The organism is Kribbella sp. NPDC056345, from assembly GCF_042262745.1.
Lineage (GTDB): Bacteria > Actinomycetota > Actinomycetes > Propionibacteriales > Kribbellaceae > Kribbella.
In genome coordinates, this window is record NZ_JBHJQQ010000005.1 from 246,543 (window position 1) to 265,788 (window position 19,246).

The window sequence follows — 19,246 nt, forward strand, 5'->3', positions numbered from 1 at the left end:
CCTCGATCAGCGGTTGAGGTCCGGCAAACCTATCAGGCAGTGACCGGCCCGCAGCGATCAGCTCGGGTCGAGCTGGCCCTGGTAGGTCTCGGCGTCCATCAGGGCCTCGACCTCGGCGTCGTCGTCCACCTCGATGTCGAGCAGCCAGCCCTCGCCGTACGGGTCGGTGTTGACCAGGTCGGGCTGGTCGGCCAGGGCCTCGTTGACGGCCCGCACGGTCCCGTTCACCGGGGCGAACAGGTCGCTGACACTCTTGGTCGACTCGAGCTCGCCACAGGAGTCGCCGGCGCGCACCGCGCTGCCGACCTCGGGGAGCTGGACGTACACGATGTCACCGAGCGCGTCCTGCGCGAAGTCGGTGATACCGACCCGCACCGGGCCCTCGCCGGCCTTCACCCACTCGTGCTCGGCCGTGTACTTCAGGTCTTCGGGGTACACCGTCGTTCCTCTTTCTGGAAGTGTGACTGGACGCTACTTGACTGGGCCTACTTGGAGGGGCTGGGCGCCGGGCGAGCGTAACGATGCTCCTCCTGCGCGTGCAAGGCAGTGATGGCGACGTTGGTCTCCTCGTTCACGTCCGCCGTACCGCCCACCTGGGGACCGGTCACCTCACTGACCAGCCCACCGGGAAAGTTGGACGCCTCGGCCAGGCTGTGCGAGTCACCGATCGCCTCGATCACGTACGGCGAGGTCACCTTCAGCCCGTCGATCTTGATACCGGGAGCGTCGTCGACGAAGTCGGTACTGGCCACCACCCGCACCGTGCCGTTGATCTGGATGGCCTCGGCACCGGCGTCGCGCAGTTCCTCGATCGCGTCCAGCAGGTTGCTGGACGTCATCTTGCCCTGCGGGTCGTTCAGGGTGATCCGGACCCCGGGTCCGTGCGCGGGCACCGTGCCCGCCAGGATCCCGAGCGCGCGGATCTGCGCCTCCGCCTGCTGCTTGGCCGTCTCCGCCTTGTCGGCACTGGACGCCAGCGTGTTCTTCCGCTCCTCCAGCTCGGCGATCTCACCCTCGAGCCGCCGGGTGTTCTGCCCGAGTCCGTCGAGGATCGCGATCAGGTCCTCACGGCGGGCGTTCTGGTACCCGTCGTCGGCACGGTTGACGCGCACCTGGACGACCGCCGTACAGGCGACCAGCGCGAGCACGACCGCGACGATCGCCTGGCCGCGGGACGGCTTGAACCCGGCCTTCAGCCGCCGGACGGCGAGGTTCGGCGTCCGCGCCTTCTTGGGCATCGGCGTCGGCTCGGCCGGATGCGCCTGCTCCGGCTCTGCCGGCTTGGGCGGGGCCTGCGGTTCGAAGCGGGGCGGCTTGGCATGCTCGGCCTTCGGCCGCAGCGGCGCCTCAACCACCTTCGGTTCGTCCGCGCTGCGCTCATCCGCCTTGGGCTCGTCCGGCTCATCCGCCTGGCGCGGATCCGTCTTGGGCTCGGCCGCCTGGGGCTCGGTCACTGCCTGTGCGTCGGCTGCGGGCTTGTCGGCCGACTGCTCCTCGGGGGCCGGCTCATCCGGTTCCTTGGGCTTGGCCGTCGGCGTACCGTCCTGGCCCCACCAGCTGGCGACGACCGTGGGCTGGTCGTCGGGGGTGGGCTTCTCGGGGTCCGGGGTGCCCGGCTTCTCGTCGCTCATGTCAGGCCCTGAAGATGTGCCGGCGGATCGCGGCCATGTTGGTGAAGATGCGGATCCCGAGCACGACGACCACGCCGGTGGACAGCTGCGAGCCGACCCCGAGCTGGTCACCCAGGTAGACGATCAGCGCCGCGATCAGCACGTTGGACACGAACGACACAACGAACACCTTGTCGTCGAAGATCCCGTCCAGGAACGCCCGCAGCGCACCGAACACCGCGTCCAGCGCCGCGACCACCGCGATCGGCAGGTACGGCTGGGCCCACTCCGGGACGTCCGGGGCGACCAGCAGGCCGATCACCACGCCGATGACCAGTCCGAGTACGGCGATCATTTCGAGCCACCGACCTTCGCGTATCGCAGCGCGATGGTCGCATCCGCCGGCACCAGCAAGGAATCCTCCGTCGTGATCGTCATCCGGACATCGAAGTTGCTGACCAGGTACTGCACCCACTGGCCGCCCGAGCTCTGCGCGAACCGGGCCGGCAGCGTCCCGGTGTCACCGATCGCGAGCACCGTGTACGGCGGGGTCAGCGAGCTGTAGTCGACCGTGATCGCACTGCCGGCACCCCGGATCGCGGTCATCGAGGTGAGCCGGTGACCGTTCACCGCGATCGCCTCGGCCCCTGCCGTCCACAACCCGTTGACGAGCTGCTGGAGGTCGACGTCGAGCAGCCGGCCCTCCTTGTCCGCGTCCTTGGCGTCGTTGACGACGACCTTGAGGCCGGGACCGGTGACCGCGATCGCTCCGGTCTGCAACTCCAGGTCGTCGAGCTTCTGCTGCAGCGCCACACCGTTGTCCGCGTTGGTCAGTCCCCCGGCCTGCAGCCGGCGGACCTCGTCGGCCAGCCGGGTCTGGTCGGTGCGCAGCCCGGCCAGCCGGGTGTCGGCCTGGTTGATCCGGGCGATCAGCTCCTTGCGCTGCTTCTCCGCCTCCGGCGCGCTGCGGTAGTTCTGCGAGGCCGCGACCGCGATCAGGAAACCGAGCACCACTGCCGCCACCGCGAGCATCACCCGGTGCCGCGACCGGACCGGCTTGCCGTCCTGCTGCGGCCGGGTCCGGGCCGCAACGGCGTACCCCTCGTCGATCGGGTGCGCCATCAGGTTGTTCAGCAGCGACATCGAGGCGTCGACGCGCCGTGGCGGAGGCGGCTTGGTTACGGGCTCGGTCACTGGCTACCGCGCCTTGTCGATTGGTTTCACTGTCTGGATCAGGTGCCGCAGCTGCTCGAAGTAGAGCACGCCGGCCCAGTAGTAGAGCGCCGTACCCCAGATGGCGAACGCCCAGCCGAAGACGCGGGCCAGCAGGTTCAGCGTGCTGTCGCCGTCACCGAGCAGGAGCAGCGGGAACGCGTACAGCAGGCAGAAGGTCGCCGACTTGCCGAGGAAGTGCACCGGCAGCGCGTTGAAACCACGGCGGTGCAGCGCCGGCAGCGTGAACGTGAGCAACAGGTCGCGCAGCGGCAGCGCGATCGCCAGCCACCACGGGATGATGTCGCGCAGCGCCAGACCGAGCACGGTGGCGAAGATGTACAGCCGGTCGGCCACCGGGTCGAGCATCTGCCCGAGCCGGGTGGTCTGGTTCATCCGCCGCGCGATCTGGCCGTCGGCCCAGTCCGTGAAGCCGGAGATCGCCAGCACGAGCAGCGCCCAGCCGTCCTCCCGCGGCCCGAGGATCAGCCACAGGAACAGCGGCACACCCAGCAACCTGAGGAAGCTGAGCGCGTTCGGGATCGTGAGCACCCGGTCGGACACTTCCAAGTCCGGCACGCGCCCCCTCCTCTCTCACCCCTGATAGTCGCTGTAACTCTACTTGGGCCATGCCCCGGGGCATGCCCCGGACACCCTCTACACCTGAACGTCTCGGCGGGTCACCCGCTATGGGTGCTGCAAACCGGTAATCCGATCGATACTGGACCGTGTCTAAGTTCCTGGTACTCATCTACGGCAATCCGGAATCCCGTGCGGTGTGGGACGGCCTGACCGCCGAGCAGAAGCGTGAAGGCATGGCCGGGTACGCCGCCCTGCACGAAGCGCTGGCCGAACGTGACGAGCTCCTCGCTTCCGAGTCGTTGGCTCCGCCGTCCGCGACCAAGCAGGTGCTGGTCCGGGACGGCAAGCCGCTGACGACGGACGGTCCTTTCGCCGAGGTGAAAGAACAGCTGGCCGGGTTCTATCTGCTCGACTGCGAGTCGATGGAGCGTGCTGCCGAGATCGTCGCGCTGATCCCGGAGGCGCCGTACAGCGTGGTCGAGGTGCGTCCGGTGCGCGATCTGTCGGCGTACATGTGATGCAGCTCGAGGAGGTGTTGCGGTCGCAGGCACCGTCGGTGCTGAGCGCACTCGTGCGCCGGTACGGCGATTTCGACGCCTGCGAGGATGCAGTTCAGGAGGCGTTGCTCGCGGCATCGGTGCAGTGGCCGAGCGACGGCGTACCGGAGAATCCGCGGAGTTGGCTGATCACGGTCGCGTCGCGGCGGCGGATCGAGGTGCTGCGTAGTGAGGCAGCCCGGCAGCGCCGCGAGGAGGCGGTGAGTGTGCAGCCCGAGCCCGAGCCAGCGCCGGCTGTCGACGACTCGCTGACCTTGCTGATGCTGTGCTGCCACCCGGACCTGACCACTCAGTCCCAGGTCGCACTCACTCTGCGGGCGGTCGGCGGCCTGACCACCGGCGAGATCGCCCGGGCATTTCTGGTGCCTGAGGCAACTATCGGTCAGCGGATCAGCCGGGCGAAGGCGAAACTGCAGGGCGCCCGGTTCGCGCTTCCGCCGCCCGACGAGCTGCCGGCCCGGCTGACCGCCGTACTGCATGTGCTCTACCTGATCTTCAACGAGGGCTACACCGCATCGTCCGGCGACTCGCTGCACCGGGTCGAGCTCAGCACCGAGGCCATCCGGCTGACCCGGCAGCTCCACGAGCAACTGCCGTCAGAAGGTGAGGTTGCCGGCCTGCTGGCGCTGATGCTGCTCACCGACGCCCGCCGCCCCGCCCGCACCACCCCCGAGGGCCACCTCGTGCCTCTCCCCGACCAGGACCGTTCCCGCTGGAACCCCGGAGCCATTGCCGAAGGCACCGACCTGATCAGCACCACCCTCGCCACCGCCCCCGTCGGCCCCTACCAACTCCAGGCCGCCATCGCCGCCGTCCACGACCAGGCCGCAACAGCCGACGCCACCGACTGGCGCCAGATCCTGATGCTCTACGAACTCCTCGAATCCACCGCCCCCGGCCCCATGGTCACCCTCAACCGCACAGTCGCCGTAGCCATGGTCCACGGCCCAGCCGCCGGCCTGGCCCTACTCGACGACATCGACCCCACCCTCACCAACCACCACCGCGTCTCCGCCGTCCGAGCCCACCTGCTCGAGCTAGCTGGCGACGTGGCCGCCGCCCGAGACGCCTACCTCCTAGCCGCCCGCCAAACCCAAAGCACCCCCGAACAGCACTACCTCCACACCCGAGCCGACGCCCTCACACCCCCAACCCCCTAACAGAATCCCGTCAGCCCAGCCAACAACCGGGGGCTTGAACAGGAACTGGTGGGCGTGAACAGGTCATTCCTTGTTCACGCCCACCACCCGCTGTCCACACCCCCACTAGCCGGCCACAGCACGCCCGCCCAGCCCCACTCCGAGTGGACGGGGTTTCAGTCGTAGGTGGCCTGTAGGTGCCAGGTGGCTTGGCGGAGGGTGAAGAGCCAGGCGCGGGTGTCGGCGGTGACGAACTGGAAGCGGGCTTGGCGGGCGGTGCCGGCGGGGTCCCACCAGCGTTCGTCGGTGGTCCAGGGGCCGGCCCAGGCGGTGATGGGGTGGAGTTTGTTGCTGTCGGCGACGCGGCGGCCGGGGGCGAGGCGGAAGGCGGTGGGGGCGGCGGAGAGGTCGCCGCGGGCGGTGACCGAGACCTGGGTGCCGTCGGCGGCGTAGACCTGGGCCGGGAGTGGTTCGGAGAAGACGGTGGTGGGGGCGAGTGCGGTGATCGCGCCGGGCCAGGGCTGGTCGGGTGAATGGGCGGGAACCGGGCGGTCGCCCCACGGGACCTGGGTCTGGCGTTCCGCGAAGCCGCGGCCGCCGCCGACCACCACCGACACGACAGCGCCGTGGCCGAGCATGCTCTGGACCCGGGACAGGGCGCGGTGGATCCGCTCGTCCGGTCCGCCGCCCCACAGGCCGTCGGCCTGGGCACCGACCGGGTCCACCTGCTCCGGGACGAGCCGGATCCGGGTGACCGGTGAGGTCAGGCCACTGGTCGCCGTACCGCTGCCTTGGAGTTGCCAACGGACCCGGTCGACCACATCGGCGGCGGTGAACCAGCGTGGGTGCAACCACTCGCGCTCGTGGATCCGCCCGGACTCGGTCTCGACCTCGACCCGCAGCGTCGTACACACCCCGCCGAGCTCGGTCAGCCGGTCGACCAGCTCGTCGGCCACCGACCGGACCGCGAACGCCACCTGGTCGACCCGATCCACCGACGGCTCGAACTCGAGCGTGCGGGTGAGCTCCGGCGGCACCTCCCGCGCCACCACCGGCCGGTCGTCCGCCCCGCGAGCCAACTGATGTGCGAACGCACCATCCGGGCCGAACCTGGTCAGCACCTCGGTTGCAGACAACTGCGCGAACGCCCCCAACGACCGCAACCCGAGGCGGCGCAGCAGACCGGTGAGCGTTGGCTGCTCGAGTACGTCGACGCTGAGCGGCGCGAGGAACTTCGGCGAATCGCCTGTCGGCACCACCAGCACCCGTGTCTGCTCCGAGCTCACCCGCGCCGCCTGCTCAGCCGCGAACGGACCATCCGCAACCCCGACCCGCCCACCGGGCACCTCGAACGTCTCGAGCCGGTCCAGCAGCTTCTCCGCAGCCGCCGACTCACTCCCGTAGAACCGGGCCGGCCCGCGTGCCTTCACCGCGCACATCCCCGGCCGGATCACCTGCACCCCCGGCGTCAACGCCTCCAGACACTCCACCACCGGCTCGAACGCCCGCGCATCCGCCACCTCGTCGTACTTCACCACCACCAGCTCCGGACACCGCGCCTGCGCCTCCCGAGCCCGCTGCCCGCGCCGCACCCCCTCCCTCCGAGCAGCCGCCGAAGTAGCCAGCACCCGCCCCTTCTCCAGCACCGCAACAGCCCCGTCCCCCACCCCCGCCGCCACCACCGGCCAATCAGGCACCCAAACCACCATCACCCGACCAACCTCCCGCCCCCTCACCACAAACCCCCAGCAGGAGCTGCGAGCGTGGGGAGGGCGGCGCTCCCCACCACGACCCCCCAGCAGGTGTCGGGGCAGGGAGGGCGGCGCCTCTCCCACCACGAACCCCCAGCGGGTGTGGGGGCGAGGAGGGTGGCGCCTCTCCCCCTCCCCGCCCCTAGCTCGTGGCCTCGCATCAGCCGACTGCCTCTTCTTGCCAGGTGGGGGCTGTAGTGAGGGCGGGCGAGGCGATGGTGCGGAGGGCGCCGTCGGAAGCGGGCAGCCAGAGGGTGTGTCTGCGCGGGGTGGTGCCGGCTCGGCGGGTGGTGACGGCGACGGTGGCTTGGCGGGCGGCGAGGAGCCCTTCACCGTCGCCCAGGCCGGTCCAGGCGTTGCTCTCGATCTCCAGGCGGGCTTCGCTGCCCGGCCAGGAACCGGAGGCGATCAGCAGCGCACCGCGAGTCCGCAACCGGGCGGCCAACCGGGACGCCTCGCCCGGTGTGACCTCACCGGGCGGCCGGACCACGACAACTGTCAGTGCATCGACCAGCGCGGCGACCACGTTGAGCCACTCGGACCCCGGATCCGGCACCAGCACGAGGCGCTCCAGGTCCACCCCCAGCGCCTGCGCCGCCTCCGCACCGAACGACGGCATCCCGACCACCCCGCACCAGGCACCCTCCGCGGACGGTCCCGCCATCAACGCCATCACCAGCGCCGTCGACCCGTGCACGGAGTACACCGCGCCGCCGCGCAGCGGGGCTCCCGCCAGCAGCTCGGAGACCACCGGTGACGTCGGCAGCGCCCTGTCCACCGTCGCCGTGTCCAGCGCCTGCTGCACGCGGGCCTTGGCGCCCCGCGCCTTCGTCGTGGACAGGAAGGCACGAGCCTCGTCGAGCGCCGTGATCCCCGTCATGAACCCATGTTCGAACACCTGTTCGACTGTGTCAATCCGATCGTCCACACCCCTGCGAACGGTTATCGTCCGACCATGCTCCGTGTCGACCATCCCACCTTCCAGCGCGCCCTCCAGGAGATCGAGGACAGCATCGACACCGCCTGGCAGGCCCTCTGCGCAGAGTCCGGCGTCACCCCCGGTACGCCGGAAGCCCGCGAACTGGCCGAGGTCGTCCTCCAGGACACCTCGGAGTTCGACTGGCGGGTCGTCGACGGCGCGCTCAAGCAGCTGACCTGCACCGAGTGCGGATCCGGTCTGGGCGCCGGCCCACTCGGCTGCGCCGCCTGCGACCTCGCGAACGGCTTCCGCTTCGCCGCCCAGGAGACTGACCGGCCAGGTGTCCAGTCCCGCAACGAACACGCGCTGCGAGTCTCTTCAGCCGTCGCCCGCACCCGCCACCGCTACACCCCGCGCGCCCGGGCCGGCTACGAGATCGCACTGCCCTGTCTGCTGGCCGGCAAGATCCCCACCACGCCACAGGCCCAGCGCGCCAAGGACCGCATCAACCAACTCACCGACCACGAGCTAGAGCAGCTGATCGACCCGCTGCCCCTTTACGGAGACCTCTGATGAACACCCTGTACGACGCAGTGGTCCGCCACCACGACGACCTGGCCGCCTGGCTCGGCGGTGACGCCGACCCGGAGGTGCTTGAGCGTTTCCGGGCTGCCCACCGACCGGAGTTCACCCTGATCACGGTCGACGGCGTGAAGCTCGGACTGGACGAGCTGATGGGTGGACTGAGTACAGCCCACAACGCCGTACCAGGCCTCAAGATCACCATCGAACAGTTCGAAGTACTCACCCAGTCCGCGGACACCGCGGTCTGCCGGTTCCTGGAGCAGCACTCGATCGGCACCGCCCGCTGGACCACCGCCGTACTCACCGGCACCCAGTGGCTGAGCGTCCACGAGACAGCTGTCCTCTGACCGCGCATAGGGTGGTGGCATGCCGAGAACTATTGCCACCAACACCAAGGTCGATCTCGAAGGACTACTGGAGTTCGTCCGGCCGCGTCATCACATGCTGCTGATCACGACTCGCGCGGACGGTACGCCGCAGGCGTCGCCGGTGTCGGGTGGGGTCGACCCCGAGGGCCGCATCGTCATTTCGTCGTACCCCCAGCGCGCCAAGAGCACCAACGTCGAGCGCAACCCGCAGACCAGCGTCGTAGTCCTCTCAGACGACTGGAACGGCGCCTGGGTTCAGGTGGATGGCGAGGGCGAGGTCATCCAGCTCCCTGAAGCAGTAGAGCCCCTCGTCGACTACTACCGCTCGATCTCCGGTGAACACCCCAACTGGGACGAGTACCGCGAAGCCATGCAAACCCAAGGCAAATGCCTCATCCGCATCACCCCCACCCGCTGGAGCCCCCTGGCCACCGGAGGCTTCCCGGCCCACCTCGCCGACTGAACCCGCACAGGGAGCTTCAGACTCGGTTGGTGCGGCGTTCCATGGTTTCGGTGATGCGTTTCATGGCACCTTCGAGGTGGTCTCGGAGGGCGGCTTCGGCGCCGGGCTCGTCGTGGGCCATGCAGGCGTCGAGGATGGCCTGGTGTTCGCGGCGGGTTTGTTCGATGCGGGCCTTGGTCTGGCGAGAGCCGAAGCGGTAGCGCTCGCTGTTCTGCCAGACGGGCTCGATGGCTCGGGGCAGCCAGCGGGAGCCGCCGGCGCGGTAGATCGCGAAGTGGAACTCGGTGTGGGCCTGGCGAGAGGCGATGTTGTCGCCGAGTCTGGACAGGCGGACGTGCTCGGCCAGGGCAGTGCGGGCCGCGGCGGCGTCGGCTTCGGTGAAGCGGGTGGCGGCGGCGCGGACGGCGAGGGACTCCAGCGACAGGCGGGTCTGGTGGGTGTCGCGGAGGTCCTCGACGGAGAGCTCCCGGACCCAGGCGCCCTTGTGGGGCACGATCTCGACCAGTCCGAGTGCGGCCATCCGGCGGAGGCCTTCGCGGATCGGCATCTGGCTCATGTCCAGCCGTTTGGCGAGCTCCTCGAGACGGAGCGCCGTACCACTGGGCAGTTCACCGGACAGGATGAGCTCGTGCAGCTCGGCGGCGGCCTCCTCAGCGAGAGTACGACGGCCGGTCGGTCCCCCAGGCGTGAGCTCGAGTCGTCGGGTCATTGGGCGCGGGCTGCCTCTCTCCTCCACACAGAACAGCTCTGGGAGGTAACCGTACGGCAGGCCGGGCCGAGTGCGCGCTTTCGCCGACAGATTGCTCAGGACGAAAGTTCAGCCCAGGAGTTCAGCCCAGTGCGGTCAGGTCCAGTAGAAACCGTGCACCGGAAGCGGATCGGTCCAGAACCTCGCTGATCCGGGCAGCCGGTAACAGCTCGACTTCCGGCCGCAGCCGGGCCGGTGCGATATCAGCCAATGCCTGACCGACCGCACCTGGCTCGGGTGTCGTCCGCTGCACGTTCACCGGCAGCACGCGCAGGTCGCGACCGATCAGCTGATGCAGGTCGAGGGTTGTGAACTCGCCACTCTTGTAGCCGAGCAGGGCGATTCGCCCGCCCGGTGTGATGTGCCCAAGCACCCCACTGGTCACCGGACCGCCCAGAGTGTCGACCGCGAGGTCGCACCACGGCAGGTCGCGACCGACCTGACCCAGCTCGTCCACGCGCACGATCTGGTCGACCAGATCACCAACCAGCTCGACGGACTCAACCACACCGGCCAGACCGATCACCCGCGCCGCACCGGCCGACCGAGCGACCGCTGCGCACAGCCGCGCGACCAGTCCGGTGATGCCGGTGACGACGACCGTCTCACCAGCGCGCACCTGACCAACTCGCCGTACGGCGGTGTGTGCGGTCAACGCCGGTGTCAGCAACGCCAGTGCGGTCGCCGGCTCCATCGATGCCGGCACCGGATGGACAGCCGCGTCGGGCACGACGGCGTACCGGCCCCATAGACCAGGCCGCGTCACACCGACCCCTTCGCCCCGCAGCACCACGCCGGCGCCGGTCTCGGCGACTGCCGAGCTCACCACCACACCGAACCCCTCGGAGCCCGGAGTGAACGCCGCTGCCGGCTGCTTGCCACTCAGCACGGTCCGGTCCTGTGCCGTCACCGAGGCCAGCCGCATCTCGACCAGCGTCTCCCCCGGGCCGGCCGTCTGCTCGATCTCCTCGACCGCCAACTCCGGTCCAGGTCCGTGACTGCGCAGCACGGTCCCCTCCTGCGACCTCATCTGTCCCCCATTTGATATGTGATCACGACACAATTCGACGGAAACCGCCACCTCACCGGTCGGAGACCTCCTTGGCCAACGGCACGGTCAGCTCCCCAGCAGTCACCGCACGCTCGCTCACCACCGCATCACTGCCCATCGGGAACGGCCAGTCGCTACCGGCCAGCACGTGGGCGGCACCGAAGGTCCTGGTGAGCAGTTGCAGCATCGCCTCGTCGTGCACGAGGTCGTCGACGTAGAAACTTCGGACCGCCTCGATCACCGGCATCGAGAGCTCCTCGATCCCCGGCCGGGCCGTCTGCACCCCGCGCTGCCATCGTCCAGCCACCGCCGCGGTCACCCCTCCCCCATGACACAAACAGAACCGAATCCCAGGGAACCGGCCCGGCACATCCGCGAAGACGAGTGACGCCGCGGCCAGCCCGGTCTCGTACGGATTCCCCAACAGGTTCGACAAGTAGAACGATTGGAGCCGCTTGTCGTCACTGTGTCCTGGATGAATGAGGGTGAAAGCCTCCAGTTCGTGCAGCACCTGCCACACCGGATCCAGCCCGGCATAGTCCGGCGTACCGAGCGCGAAGCCGCTGAACACGCCCTCGCGCGCCAGTGCCGCAGCCACCGCCGGGGCGGCCGGATCCAGTAGCGGCAGCTGAGCGAGCACCCGCAACTGCGGTGTGGCGAGCTCACGGAGCCCCTGGTTCACCAGCTCGGCCCACTCGACACCCGCGCCGTACCTGAACAGAGCCGGCGGCACCGAGACCACAGCGCCGTCCAGATCCTGGTCAGCGATCCACTGCAGCAGTGCGGCCGGGTCGGCCAGCCGCTTGAGCGGCAGCCGGTGCCCGTCGATCACCAACGCGCCACTGTCGACGGACAGCCCGTACTCACCCCGGTACGCCGCCGTGAGTACGGTCGGCGGAATCAGGTGTGTATGGACGTCCCAGCCCGGCATGTCAGCGCGCATCCTCGTCGTTGTCGTAGAACGACGGCCGCTCCGGGTAGTGCGGACCGTCGTACACCTCCAGCAGCACCGAGGTCTCCTCGGCCAGCGTCGGCCCGTGCACGGCGCCCTTGGGGTTCCAGTAGAAGCTGCCCTTGACGAGCGTGACCCCGGTCGGCACGTACACGTACCGCCCGCTCAGACAGAACATGAACTGGTTCGACGCATGCCGGTGCGGCGACGGGATCCCGCTCCCCTTCTCGAAACGCACCAGCGCGATCGACGCCTCGGTCTCCGGATCCCGCCACAACATCTTGTGCGACAACCCGTCCAAGGACTTCTCGACCCACTCCAGATCATCCGTCTGCAGCAACAACTCACGCAGCGGCTCATCAAACGAAGTCATCAGGCCTCCTCCCGCGGCACAGGCCGGCCAGTAACGCGTGTGTACAACTCAAAGGCCACCCCGGCAGACAGCGGCGCGACTGCGGCGACATGTCCGTCCGGCCGCAGCAGTACGACGCTCTCCGCCGGTACGCCGTACCTGTTCGTGACGACGCTGCCCGGATCGAACAGCGACCTGTCCCGCAGCCCTGAGTCGTGCGGCGCGTCCCAGCGGGACACCGCGTAGTGGCGAAGCGCAGGTGAGTCGTTGAGCGGGATCTCCGGCCGCCGCCGCACATCGGTGAAGTACAGCGCGACGAACGACTCCCGCACCAGCTCGTGAATCGTCACCCGTCCGGCCGGCCCCTGCAGGGCCAGGTCAGGCGCCCGGTCCCCAGCCCGTACGGCGGGCGGTTCGGCGGTCGTGGCCACCATGGACCAGTCCCCCACCCCGTCCACGTCCAACCGCACCCCGAGCAAAGTCCTCGTGTACGCCGTCGCCCAGTCGCTCGTGTCGGCAGTCACGGCACCACGCTGGTGGGACATGTACTTCCGGGCCGCCTCGGCCATCTCGCCGGACCCGTTGACCGCCACCGGCCGCTGCTCCTGCTCGTACCCGTCCAGCAAGGCCGGGTCGGCCCAGCCCCGCAGTACCCAGGCCAACCGCCACGGCAGGTTGGAGGCGTCGAGCGCACCCGTGTTCAGACCGAGCGCCCACATCGGCGTGATCAGATGCGCGGCGTCACCCATCAGGAACACCTTGCGGTCGACGGTCCACTTGTCCGCGACCCGGTGGTGCACGTTGTAGATGACGGTGCCGAGCAGCTCGATCCGATCCACCTCACCGATGAACTGCTTCACCTTCACCAGCAGGTCCACATCACCCGGCGTCTCCGCACCCGGCGCCAGCGGGAACAGGAACCGCCAGTTGTCCGGCTGCCGGATCAGCACCATCCACTCGGTCTTGTCCGCGAAGTATGCGAGGTACGGGTAGTCGCGGGCGTTGTCGACGTCCAGGTCGACGGCCACGTCGATCAGCATGTACCGCTCGGGCAGCGTCTCACCCACCACCGGCACACCGAGTGCGTCCCGCACCTTGCTCCGGCCGCCGTCACACGCGAGCAGCTGCGCAGCCTCCAGCGTCTGCGGGCCGTCCGGCGTGTCCACCTGCAGCACCACCCGGTCGTCCAGCACCTCGAACGACGTCACCCGGTGCTGCAACCGGACCGTGTGCCCAGCGCGCTCCAGGGCGGCCGCCAGGATCGGCTCCATCCGCTGCTGCGGCAGGTTGATCACGAACGGGAACTGGGTGTCGTTCACCAGCTCGGCCAGGCGCACCGACGCCCGCGGCGTGTTGGTGGCCCGGTCGATGTCACCGATCTCGTCGATCCGGACAGCGGCGTTCAGGATCTCCTCGACCGCGCCGTACCGGTTCCAGATCTCCAGGGTCCGGCTGAGCGTCGTACCGGCCTTGGTGTCCGACGACAGGGTGGCGTCCTCCTCGAGGAGCACGAACGGTACGCCGTAGTGCGCGAGACCGAGTGCCGTGGTCAGACCGATCGGTCCGGCACCCACGACGACGACGGGGAGCTGGTCAGCAGTCAAGAGTCACCTCTCGAAAAGGCACGCTCCCGGGTCAGCGTGGACCCGGTCATCGTGGCCGCATCGGACAGCAGGAACAGCAACGGGCCGACCACGTCCTCGGGGTCGCCGATCCCTATCGTCTCCCGCCAGTGCTCCCGGTCCGCCTCCTGGTTCGCACCGCGGAACTGCTCGGTGTCGATCACCCCAGGCGCCACCACGTTCACCCGCACCCGGTCCGCGGCCACCTCCGCCGCAAGCGACTTCGCGAACGCGACCACCCCGGCCTTGCTCGTCGCGTACGCCGCTGCGCCCGGGTAGCCCGTCGACGCCATCCCGGACGTGAACACGACGACCGAACCGGACCGCTGCGCGACCATGTGCGGTACGACGGCCTGACACACCCACACCACGCCGTCCAGGTTCACCTGGAGTGTGTGGGTCCACTCGGCCGGATCCAGCTCCAGTACGGCGGATCGCGGCTGCACCGCCGCACCGGCGACCAGTCCGTCGATCCGCCCGTACTGCGAGACCACTCCAGCGACCGCACGGTCCACAGCCGCCCGGTCCGCCACATCTACCTCGACGAACGAGACAGCGGGGTCAGATGGCTTCACCACGTCGAACACGACCGCAGTCCCGCCGCACGACGTGATCGCGGTCGCCAGCGCCGCACCGATGCCCTGAGCGCCACCGGTGATCACGACGACCACTCCGGTCGCGTCAAAGCTCACCTTCACGACGACGTCTCCTTCTGCTGCTTAGACGTCATCGTGTCCGTGATCCGCTGGAACGCGCCAGCCAGATGGTTGCGCAATGCCGTCTCAGCACCGTCAACGTCCCGCGCCGCACAGGCGTCGAGGATCGCCTGATGCTCAGACCGGTTCTGCTCGATCATCGCCGCGGTGAGCCGGCTGCCGAACCGGTAGCGCTCACTGTTCTGCCACACCGGCTCGATGGCCCGTGGCAACCACTGCGACCCGCTGGCCCGGTACAGAGCGAAGTGGAAATCCGCATGCGCATCCCGAGCACCAGCCAGATCCTGTGCCTGTGACAGCCGCAGGTGATCGGCCAGTGCGGCCGCAGCCTTCTCGGCGTCCGCTGCGGTGAACCGCTCGGCGGCAGCCCGCACTGCGAGCGACTCCAGCGCCAGCCGGGTCTCGTGGGTGTCCCGCAGGTCCTCCAGCGACAGGTCACGCACCCAGGCACCGCGGTGCGGGATGATCTCGACCAGTCCGAGCGCCTCCAGCCGCCGCAGTCCTTCCCGCACCGGCATCTGGCTCATCTCGAGCCGGTTCGCCAGCTCCACGAGCCGCAGCGGCGTACCGCTGGGCAGCTCGCCGGACAGGATCAGCTGGTGCAGCTCCGCGGCCGCATGCTCAGCCAGCGTCCGGCGCCCACCACGACCGCCACCGGTCATCAACTCCAATGGGCCGCTCATACCCGCACCATCCGATTCCGCAGCTCCCCGAGCTTGTCCGAGCGTGTGACCACCACATCGCCGTCCTGCAGGAACACCTGCGGCTCACGAGCGTTTCCGATTCCCGCCGGGGTCCCGGTCAGCAGCAGGTCGCCCGGCCGCAGTGTCATCCCGAACGACAGCTCACTGATCAGCGTGGCCACGTCGAAGGCCATCTGCCGCGTCGACGCGTCCTGCCGCACCTCACCGTTCACCAGGCACTGCAGTTGCACGTCCTGCGGGTCGCCCAACTCGTCAGCTGTCACGATCCACGGCCCGAGCGGCATGGTGTTGTCGATGCTCTTTCCCTTCAGCCACTGACCACCGTGGGCACGCTGCAGGTCCCGTTGCGACACGTCGTTGGCCAGCGTGTAACCCCAGACGTAGGACAGCGCGTCGGCCACCGGGATGTTGCGGCCGGTCTTGCCGATCACCAGCGCCACCTCGGCCTCGTAATCCCATTTCGACGAGATCGAAGGGTCCCACGCGATGTCGTCGTACGGGCCGATCACCACATCGGGCCCCTTGGTGAAGAAGGTCGGGTGCAGCGGCCGGTCGACGTCCTGCCCCTCGCGCTTACCCTTGCTCTCCTCGAAGTGGTCCCAGTAGTTCCACCCGGTACACAGGATGTCCCGCCGGAACCTCCGCAGCGGAGGCCGCAGATCCCCTTGCACATAAGAGATCTTCTCCCCCGACAACTCGGCACCCTCAGCGATCACGGACGTCAGATCCGTTGCCGTCAGCAACAGAACCGAGTCCCCCTCGAGGACGCCGGGCTTCTCCACCCCGGCGTCCGAGACCATCACGTACTTCATCTCAGGTCCACTCGACGCCACGCATGGAATCACCCCCGGTCGGTGCGACCACCGCGATCGCATTGATCTCGATCAGATAGTCCGGATGCGCAAGTTTGCTGACCTCGACCATGGTCGAGGCGGGCAGCGGTTCGACGAAGTACTGCGCGCGGATCTCGTGGATCTTCGCGAAGTCCTCCATGTTGCGCACGTACACATCCACCCGGCAGACGTCCGCCAAGGTGCCACCGGCGGCCCGGACCGCGGCGGAGATGTTCTCGCACACCTGCCGGGTCTGCTCCTGGATGTCACCGACGCCGGCGATGCTGCCGTCCGGACGGCGCGCGGTCATCCCGGAGACGAACACGAACCGCCCGGTCGCCGCGACCGTGGTCGCCTGCGAGAACACGCCGTTCGGGCTGTGCAGTTCGCTCGTCGTGACTTGGGTCTTCGCCATCAGTTCAGCACTCCTCCAGCCGGGATGACGGCGCCGACCGCGCGAGCGGCCGCCAGTAGCCCGTCCAGTCCCGACCTCTCGATCAGTACGCCGTGACGCCGTTGGTGAGCCGCGCGTTCCGCCTCGATCTCACCCGGCAGGTACAGCCGGTCCACCCCCGGCGCGGTCGCGCTGCCGCGGACCCGAGCAGCCAGTCCGGACGCGCGGTGGCGGAAGCTGTCGGCACCACCGAGCAGCTCCGGATCGATCGCCAGGAACAGGTGGGCACAGTCGTTCGGCCGGTCCGGCTCGCGGTACAGCGGGCGCACCTGGTCGCCCCAGCCACCACCACTGAGCACCCCGGTCAGTACGTCGATCATCAGCGCCAGCCCGAACCCCTTGTGCCCGGCGGCCGGCAGCAGCATGCCGAGCACGGCCTCCTCCGGATCCGTGGTCGGGATCCCGGACGGGTCGGTGGCCCAGGTGTCCGGGATCGGCTGACCGGCCGAGGCCGCCAGGCGGATCTTGCCCAGGGCAACGGCCGACAGTGCCATGTCGAGCACGATCTCCGCACCGGACGCGGTCGGTACGGCGATCGCCAGCGGATTGTTGCCGACCAGCCGCTCGGCACCGCCCGGTGCGGGCATCAACGGCGTCGTGTTCGACATCGCGATCCCGAGACAGCCGGCCTGTGCGGCCTGCATGGCCCAGCGACTGGCCGCGCCGAAGTGGTGCGCGTTGCGGACCGACACCAGGCCGATGCCGTACCGCCCGGCACGCTCGATCGCCTGCCCCATCGCCTGCGGGCTGGACAGCTGGCCCATCCCGCCGCGGGCATCCGCGACCAGCGCGGCACCGGCGTCGGACACGATGTCCAGCTCGCGCTCCCTGGTCACCCCACCGGCGTTCAGGCGATCGACGTACATCGGGACGAGCATGATGCCGTGCGAACTCACCCCGCGCAGGTCCGCCTCGACGAGTGCGACCGCGATCGACACGGCGTCGCCCGGCTCGAAGCCGACCGCGCTGAAGACGGCCGACACGGTCGCCTCCAGCCAGGCCGGCCGGACCAGGACGCGGCGGTCCGCGTCAGAAGCCTGAGTTGTCACCGCTTCTCCTGCGCCCACGGCAGCAGCAGATGCTCCAGCAGGACCAGCCCGTAGAACAAGATGATGCTCATGATGCTGAGCAGCGTGATCGCGGCGAAGGCCAGCGCGGTATCGGCACTCGCACCGGACTGCTGGATCAGATAACCCAGGCCCTGGGTGGCGCCGACGAACTCACCGATCACCGAACCGATCACGGCCAGCGAGATCGCGACCTTGAGCCCGGTGAAGATCTGCGGCATCGCGTGCCATAGCCGGAGCTTGAAGAACTCCTGGGTCCGGCTCGCGTTCAGCGACCGGAGCAGCTCGACCAGCTCGACCGGGGTCGACTTCATCCCCTGCGCGGTCGAGATGACGATCGGGAAGAAACACATCAGCAGCACCATCAGGACCTTCGGTCCCTGGCCGAAGCCCATCCACACCACCAGCAGCGGCGCGATCGCGACCTTCGGGATCGCGTTCACCATCAGCAGCAGCGGATAGACCAGCCGCTCGAGAATCGCCGACCGGACGATCAGCAACGCGATCGGGACCCCGACCACGATCGAGAGCAGGAATCCCTGGATCGTCTCCAGCAACGAGACCCCGGCGTTCTGCAGCAGCATCACCGGGTCCTGGCTGAACCTGACCAGTACGTCGCCAGGGCTGGGCACCAGGAACTCCGGCACCGCGAAGACGATCGTGGCCAGCCACCACAGGGCGATCACCGCGATCAGGCCGACGATCGGCAACCCGATGGCGGCGGCCCGGGACTCGGTCCACCAGGAGCGCTTCGTCATCGCGGCCACACCTCGTCGACCAGCCGCTCGGCGACCGGCGGCGTCTTGTCCGAAAGCAGCGCGTGCAGCCGGGCGCTGATCCGGGCGACATCGGCCAGATGGCTGTTCTGCCCGAGGCTGCGCGGCCGCGGGATGTCGATCTCGACGACGTCGCGCAGGCGGCCCGGCCGGGGAGAGAGGACAACGGCCCGGTCGGCCAGTACGACGGCTTCGTCGATCGAGTGCGTGACGAACACGATCGTGGTGGACAGCTCCATCTTGATCCGCTGCAGTTCCTCGGACAGCTCGGTCCGGGTGAGCGCGTCGAGCGCGGAGAACGGCTCGTCCATCAGCATCACCTTCGGGTCGCGGATCAGCGACCGGCACAGCGACACCCGCTGCTGCATGCCACCGGACAGCTCGTGCGGCAACCGCCGTTCGAAACCTTCCAGCCCGACCAGCTCGAGCAGCTCCTGCGCCCGCTTCTTGTACGCCGTCCGGTCCCGGATCGTCCGGTCCAGTTCCACCGGCAGCAACACGTTGGACAGCACCGACCGCCAGGCCAGCAGAGCCGGCCGCTGGAACATGAACGAGACGTCCGGCCGCGGCCCGGTCACGGGCTCGCCCGCGACCTTGACCGTTCCTGAGGTCGGCGACAGCAGTCCCGCGATCAGCCGGAGCAGGGTGGACTTGCCACACCCGGACCGGCCGATCAGCGTGACGAACTCACCGGCGCGGACGTGCAGGTCGATCTTCTCGAGGGCCGTGATCGAGCCCTCGCGTCCGTCGAAGACCTGACCCACACCGTCCAGCCGGATCATGCG

Annotated in this window: 24 protein-coding genes; 5 read left to right on the plus strand and 19 right to left on the minus strand. The window is 69.0% G+C overall.

The genetic code is table 11. The features are described from left to right. Nucleotides 1-57 precede the first annotated feature (57 nt). The 5 genes from gcvH to ACFCV3_RS19920 are packed head-to-tail and all read right to left on the minus strand — an operon-like array spanning nucleotide 58 to nucleotide 3,401. A complete protein-coding gene (gene gcvH, locus ACFCV3_RS19900; RefSeq protein WP_376031758.1) occupies nucleotides 58-438 on the minus strand; it encodes a glycine cleavage system protein GcvH in 381 nt (126 codons plus the stop codon). A 47-nt stretch (nucleotides 439-485) separates the two neighbouring features. After that, nucleotides 486-1,631 (minus strand): DUF881 domain-containing protein, encoded by a 1,146-nt coding sequence (locus tag ACFCV3_RS19905; protein ID WP_376031760.1) that lies wholly within the window; start codon nucleotides 1,629-1,631, stop codon nucleotides 486-488. Between the two features lies 1 nt (nucleotide 1,632). After that, nucleotides 1,633-1,965, minus strand: a complete 333-nt coding sequence (locus tag ACFCV3_RS19910) for a small basic family protein (RefSeq protein WP_131352136.1) — start codon at nucleotides 1,963-1,965, stop codon at nucleotides 1,633-1,635. Further along, the gene (locus ACFCV3_RS19915; protein WP_376031762.1) at nucleotides 1,962-2,804 is read right to left on the minus strand and encodes a DUF881 domain-containing protein; all 843 of its coding nucleotides are present in this window, start codon (nucleotides 2,802-2,804) and stop codon (nucleotides 1,962-1,964) included. The genes ACFCV3_RS19910 and ACFCV3_RS19915 overlap by 4 nt, the downstream gene beginning before the upstream one ends. 3 nt (nucleotides 2,805-2,807) lie before the next feature. Continuing rightward, complete coding sequence (locus ACFCV3_RS19920; protein WP_132415673.1) at nucleotides 2,808-3,401, minus strand: CDP-alcohol phosphatidyltransferase family protein; 594 nt, start codon at nucleotides 3,399-3,401, stop codon at nucleotides 2,808-2,810. Nucleotides 3,402-3,550: 149 nt separating this feature from the next. Between ACFCV3_RS19920 and ACFCV3_RS19925 the strand changes: the two genes are divergently transcribed. Both ACFCV3_RS19925 and ACFCV3_RS19930 read left to right on the plus strand, forming a co-directional pair. After that, nucleotides 3,551-3,922, plus strand: coding sequence for a YciI family protein (locus ACFCV3_RS19925; RefSeq protein ID WP_376031764.1), 372 nt, complete (start codon nucleotides 3,551-3,553; stop codon nucleotides 3,920-3,922). Then, nucleotides 3,922-5,121 carry an RNA polymerase sigma factor gene (locus tag ACFCV3_RS19930; protein ID WP_376031766.1) on the plus strand — a complete coding sequence of 400 codons (1,200 nt, stop codon included), beginning with the start codon at nucleotides 3,922-3,924 and terminating at the stop codon, nucleotides 5,119-5,121. The genes ACFCV3_RS19925 and ACFCV3_RS19930 overlap by 1 nt, the downstream gene beginning before the upstream one ends. Before the next feature lie 155 nt (nucleotides 5,122-5,276). Here ACFCV3_RS19930 and ACFCV3_RS19935 read toward each other — a convergent pair whose 3' ends face one another. Together ACFCV3_RS19935 and ACFCV3_RS19940 are read right to left on the minus strand one after the other, a co-directional pair. Beyond that, the gene (locus ACFCV3_RS19935; protein WP_376031768.1) at nucleotides 5,277-6,797 is read right to left on the minus strand and encodes a DNA polymerase Y family protein; all 1,521 of its coding nucleotides are present in this window, start codon (nucleotides 6,795-6,797) and stop codon (nucleotides 5,277-5,279) included. Nucleotides 6,798-7,011: 214 nt separating this feature from the next. After that, nucleotides 7,012-7,731, minus strand: a complete 720-nt coding sequence (locus tag ACFCV3_RS19940; RefSeq protein ID WP_376031770.1) for a hypothetical protein — start codon at nucleotides 7,729-7,731, stop codon at nucleotides 7,012-7,014. Between the two features lie 75 nt (nucleotides 7,732-7,806). Between ACFCV3_RS19940 and ACFCV3_RS19945 the strand changes: the two genes are divergently transcribed. The 3 genes from ACFCV3_RS19945 to ACFCV3_RS19955 are packed head-to-tail and all read left to right on the plus strand — an operon-like array spanning nucleotide 7,807 to nucleotide 9,186. Beyond that, the gene (locus ACFCV3_RS19945) at nucleotides 7,807-8,343 is read left to right on the plus strand and encodes a hypothetical protein (RefSeq protein WP_376031772.1); all 537 of its coding nucleotides are present in this window, start codon (nucleotides 7,807-7,809) and stop codon (nucleotides 8,341-8,343) included. Next, nucleotides 8,343-8,702, plus strand: a complete 360-nt coding sequence (locus ACFCV3_RS19950; protein WP_376031773.1) for a hypothetical protein — start codon at nucleotides 8,343-8,345, stop codon at nucleotides 8,700-8,702. Before ACFCV3_RS19945 ends, ACFCV3_RS19950 begins: the two co-directional genes overlap by 1 nt. Nucleotides 8,703-8,721: 19 nt before the next feature. Then, nucleotides 8,722-9,186, plus strand: a complete 465-nt coding sequence (locus ACFCV3_RS19955; RefSeq protein WP_376031775.1) for a PPOX class F420-dependent oxidoreductase — start codon at nucleotides 8,722-8,724, stop codon at nucleotides 9,184-9,186. 16 nt (nucleotides 9,187-9,202) lie between these two features. Here ACFCV3_RS19955 and ACFCV3_RS19960 read toward each other — a convergent pair whose 3' ends face one another. From ACFCV3_RS19960 to ACFCV3_RS20015, 12 genes are all read right to left on the minus strand, one after another. Next, nucleotides 9,203-9,895, minus strand: a complete 693-nt coding sequence (locus ACFCV3_RS19960) for a GntR family transcriptional regulator (RefSeq protein ID WP_376031777.1) — start codon at nucleotides 9,893-9,895, stop codon at nucleotides 9,203-9,205. Nucleotides 9,896-10,016: 121 nt separating this feature from the next. Next, nucleotides 10,017-10,964 carry a zinc-binding alcohol dehydrogenase family protein gene (locus ACFCV3_RS19965; protein ID WP_376031779.1) on the minus strand — a complete coding sequence of 316 codons (948 nt, stop codon included), beginning with the start codon at nucleotides 10,962-10,964 and terminating at the stop codon, nucleotides 10,017-10,019. Between the two features lie 52 nt (nucleotides 10,965-11,016). Beyond that, a complete protein-coding gene (locus tag ACFCV3_RS19970; RefSeq protein ID WP_376031781.1) occupies nucleotides 11,017-11,928 on the minus strand; it encodes an amidohydrolase family protein in 912 nt (303 codons plus the stop codon). Then, complete coding sequence (locus ACFCV3_RS19975) at nucleotides 11,918-12,310, minus strand: cupin domain-containing protein (protein ID WP_376031783.1); 393 nt, start codon at nucleotides 12,308-12,310, stop codon at nucleotides 11,918-11,920. The genes ACFCV3_RS19970 and ACFCV3_RS19975 overlap by 11 nt, the downstream gene beginning before the upstream one ends. Next, on the minus strand, nucleotides 12,310-13,893 hold the full coding sequence (locus tag ACFCV3_RS19980; protein ID WP_376031785.1) for an FAD-dependent monooxygenase: 1,584 nt from the start codon (nucleotides 13,891-13,893) through the stop codon (nucleotides 12,310-12,312). The genes ACFCV3_RS19975 and ACFCV3_RS19980 overlap by 1 nt, the downstream gene beginning before the upstream one ends. Further along, nucleotides 13,890-14,609, minus strand: a complete 720-nt coding sequence (locus ACFCV3_RS19985; protein ID WP_376031787.1) for an SDR family NAD(P)-dependent oxidoreductase — start codon at nucleotides 14,607-14,609, stop codon at nucleotides 13,890-13,892. Before ACFCV3_RS19985 ends, ACFCV3_RS19980 begins: the two co-directional genes overlap by 4 nt. Further along, nucleotides 14,606-15,310, minus strand: coding sequence for a GntR family transcriptional regulator (locus tag ACFCV3_RS19990; protein WP_376031789.1), 705 nt, complete (start codon nucleotides 15,308-15,310; stop codon nucleotides 14,606-14,608). The genes ACFCV3_RS19985 and ACFCV3_RS19990 overlap by 4 nt, the downstream gene beginning before the upstream one ends. Continuing rightward, nucleotides 15,307-16,143, minus strand: coding sequence for a fumarylacetoacetate hydrolase family protein (locus ACFCV3_RS19995; RefSeq protein WP_376031791.1), 837 nt, complete (start codon nucleotides 16,141-16,143; stop codon nucleotides 15,307-15,309). Before ACFCV3_RS19995 ends, ACFCV3_RS19990 begins: the two co-directional genes overlap by 4 nt. A 1-nt stretch (nucleotide 16,144) precedes the next feature. Next, on the minus strand, nucleotides 16,145-16,579 hold the full coding sequence (locus ACFCV3_RS20000; RefSeq protein WP_376031793.1) for a RidA family protein: 435 nt from the start codon (nucleotides 16,577-16,579) through the stop codon (nucleotides 16,145-16,147). Continuing rightward, a complete protein-coding gene (locus tag ACFCV3_RS20005) occupies nucleotides 16,579-17,667 on the minus strand; it encodes an Ldh family oxidoreductase (RefSeq protein ID WP_376031795.1) in 1,089 nt (362 codons plus the stop codon). The genes ACFCV3_RS20000 and ACFCV3_RS20005 overlap by 1 nt, the downstream gene beginning before the upstream one ends. Next, entirely contained in the window at nucleotides 17,664-18,443 is a 780-nt protein-coding gene (locus tag ACFCV3_RS20010; protein WP_376031796.1) for an ABC transporter permease, read from the minus strand. Before ACFCV3_RS20010 ends, ACFCV3_RS20005 begins: the two co-directional genes overlap by 4 nt. Beyond that, nucleotides 18,440-19,243, minus strand: a complete 804-nt coding sequence (locus tag ACFCV3_RS20015) for an ABC transporter ATP-binding protein (RefSeq protein WP_376031798.1) — start codon at nucleotides 19,241-19,243, stop codon at nucleotides 18,440-18,442. The genes ACFCV3_RS20010 and ACFCV3_RS20015 overlap by 4 nt, the downstream gene beginning before the upstream one ends. Nucleotides 19,244-19,246: the final 3 nt, after the last annotated feature.

What these genes read in the sequence shown, in the direction of transcription:
- ACFCV3_RS19930 (WP_376031766.1), top strand. Translation starts at nt 3,922, where the DNA reads ATGCAGCTCGAGGAGGTGTTGCGGTCGCAGGCACCGTCGGTGCTGAGC.
- ACFCV3_RS19960 (WP_376031777.1), bottom strand. Translation starts at nt 9,895, where the DNA reads ATGACCCGACGACTCGAGCTCACGCCTGGGGGACCGACCGGCCGTCGT.
- ACFCV3_RS19990 (WP_376031789.1), bottom strand. Translation starts at nt 15,310, where the DNA reads ATGAGCGGCCCATTGGAGTTGATGACCGGTGGCGGTCGTGGTGGGCGC.
- ACFCV3_RS19950 (WP_376031773.1), top strand. Translation starts at nt 8,343, where the DNA reads ATGAACACCCTGTACGACGCAGTGGTCCGCCACCACGACGACCTGGCC.
- ACFCV3_RS19965 (WP_376031779.1), bottom strand. Translation starts at nt 10,964, where the DNA reads ATGAGGTCGCAGGAGGGGACCGTGCTGCGCAGTCACGGACCTGGACCG.
- ACFCV3_RS20000 (WP_376031793.1), bottom strand. Translation starts at nt 16,579, where the DNA reads ATGGCGAAGACCCAAGTCACGACGAGCGAACTGCACAGCCCGAACGGC.
- ACFCV3_RS19940 (WP_376031770.1), bottom strand. Translation starts at nt 7,731, where the DNA reads ATGACGGGGATCACGGCGCTCGACGAGGCTCGTGCCTTCCTGTCCACG.
- ACFCV3_RS19945 (WP_376031772.1), top strand. Translation starts at nt 7,807, where the DNA reads ATGCTCCGTGTCGACCATCCCACCTTCCAGCGCGCCCTCCAGGAGATC.
- ACFCV3_RS19975 (WP_376031783.1), bottom strand. Translation starts at nt 12,310, where the DNA reads ATGACTTCGTTTGATGAGCCGCTGCGTGAGTTGTTGCTGCAGACGGAT.
- ACFCV3_RS19905 (WP_376031760.1), bottom strand. Translation starts at nt 1,631, where the DNA reads ATGAGCGACGAGAAGCCGGGCACCCCGGACCCCGAGAAGCCCACCCCC.
- ACFCV3_RS20015 (WP_376031798.1), bottom strand. Translation starts at nt 19,243, where the DNA reads ATGATCCGGCTGGACGGTGTGGGTCAGGTCTTCGACGGACGCGAGGGC.
- ACFCV3_RS19970 (WP_376031781.1), bottom strand. Translation starts at nt 11,928, where the DNA reads ATGCGCGCTGACATGCCGGGCTGGGACGTCCATACACACCTGATTCCG.
- ACFCV3_RS19910 (WP_131352136.1), bottom strand. Translation starts at nt 1,965, where the DNA reads ATGATCGCCGTACTCGGACTGGTCATCGGCGTGGTGATCGGCCTGCTG.
- ACFCV3_RS19955 (WP_376031775.1), top strand. Translation starts at nt 8,722, where the DNA reads ATGCCGAGAACTATTGCCACCAACACCAAGGTCGATCTCGAAGGACTA.
- ACFCV3_RS19995 (WP_376031791.1), bottom strand. Translation starts at nt 16,143, where the DNA reads ATGAAGTACGTGATGGTCTCGGACGCCGGGGTGGAGAAGCCCGGCGTC.
- ACFCV3_RS20010 (WP_376031796.1), bottom strand. Translation starts at nt 18,443, where the DNA reads ATGACGAAGCGCTCCTGGTGGACCGAGTCCCGGGCCGCCGCCATCGGG.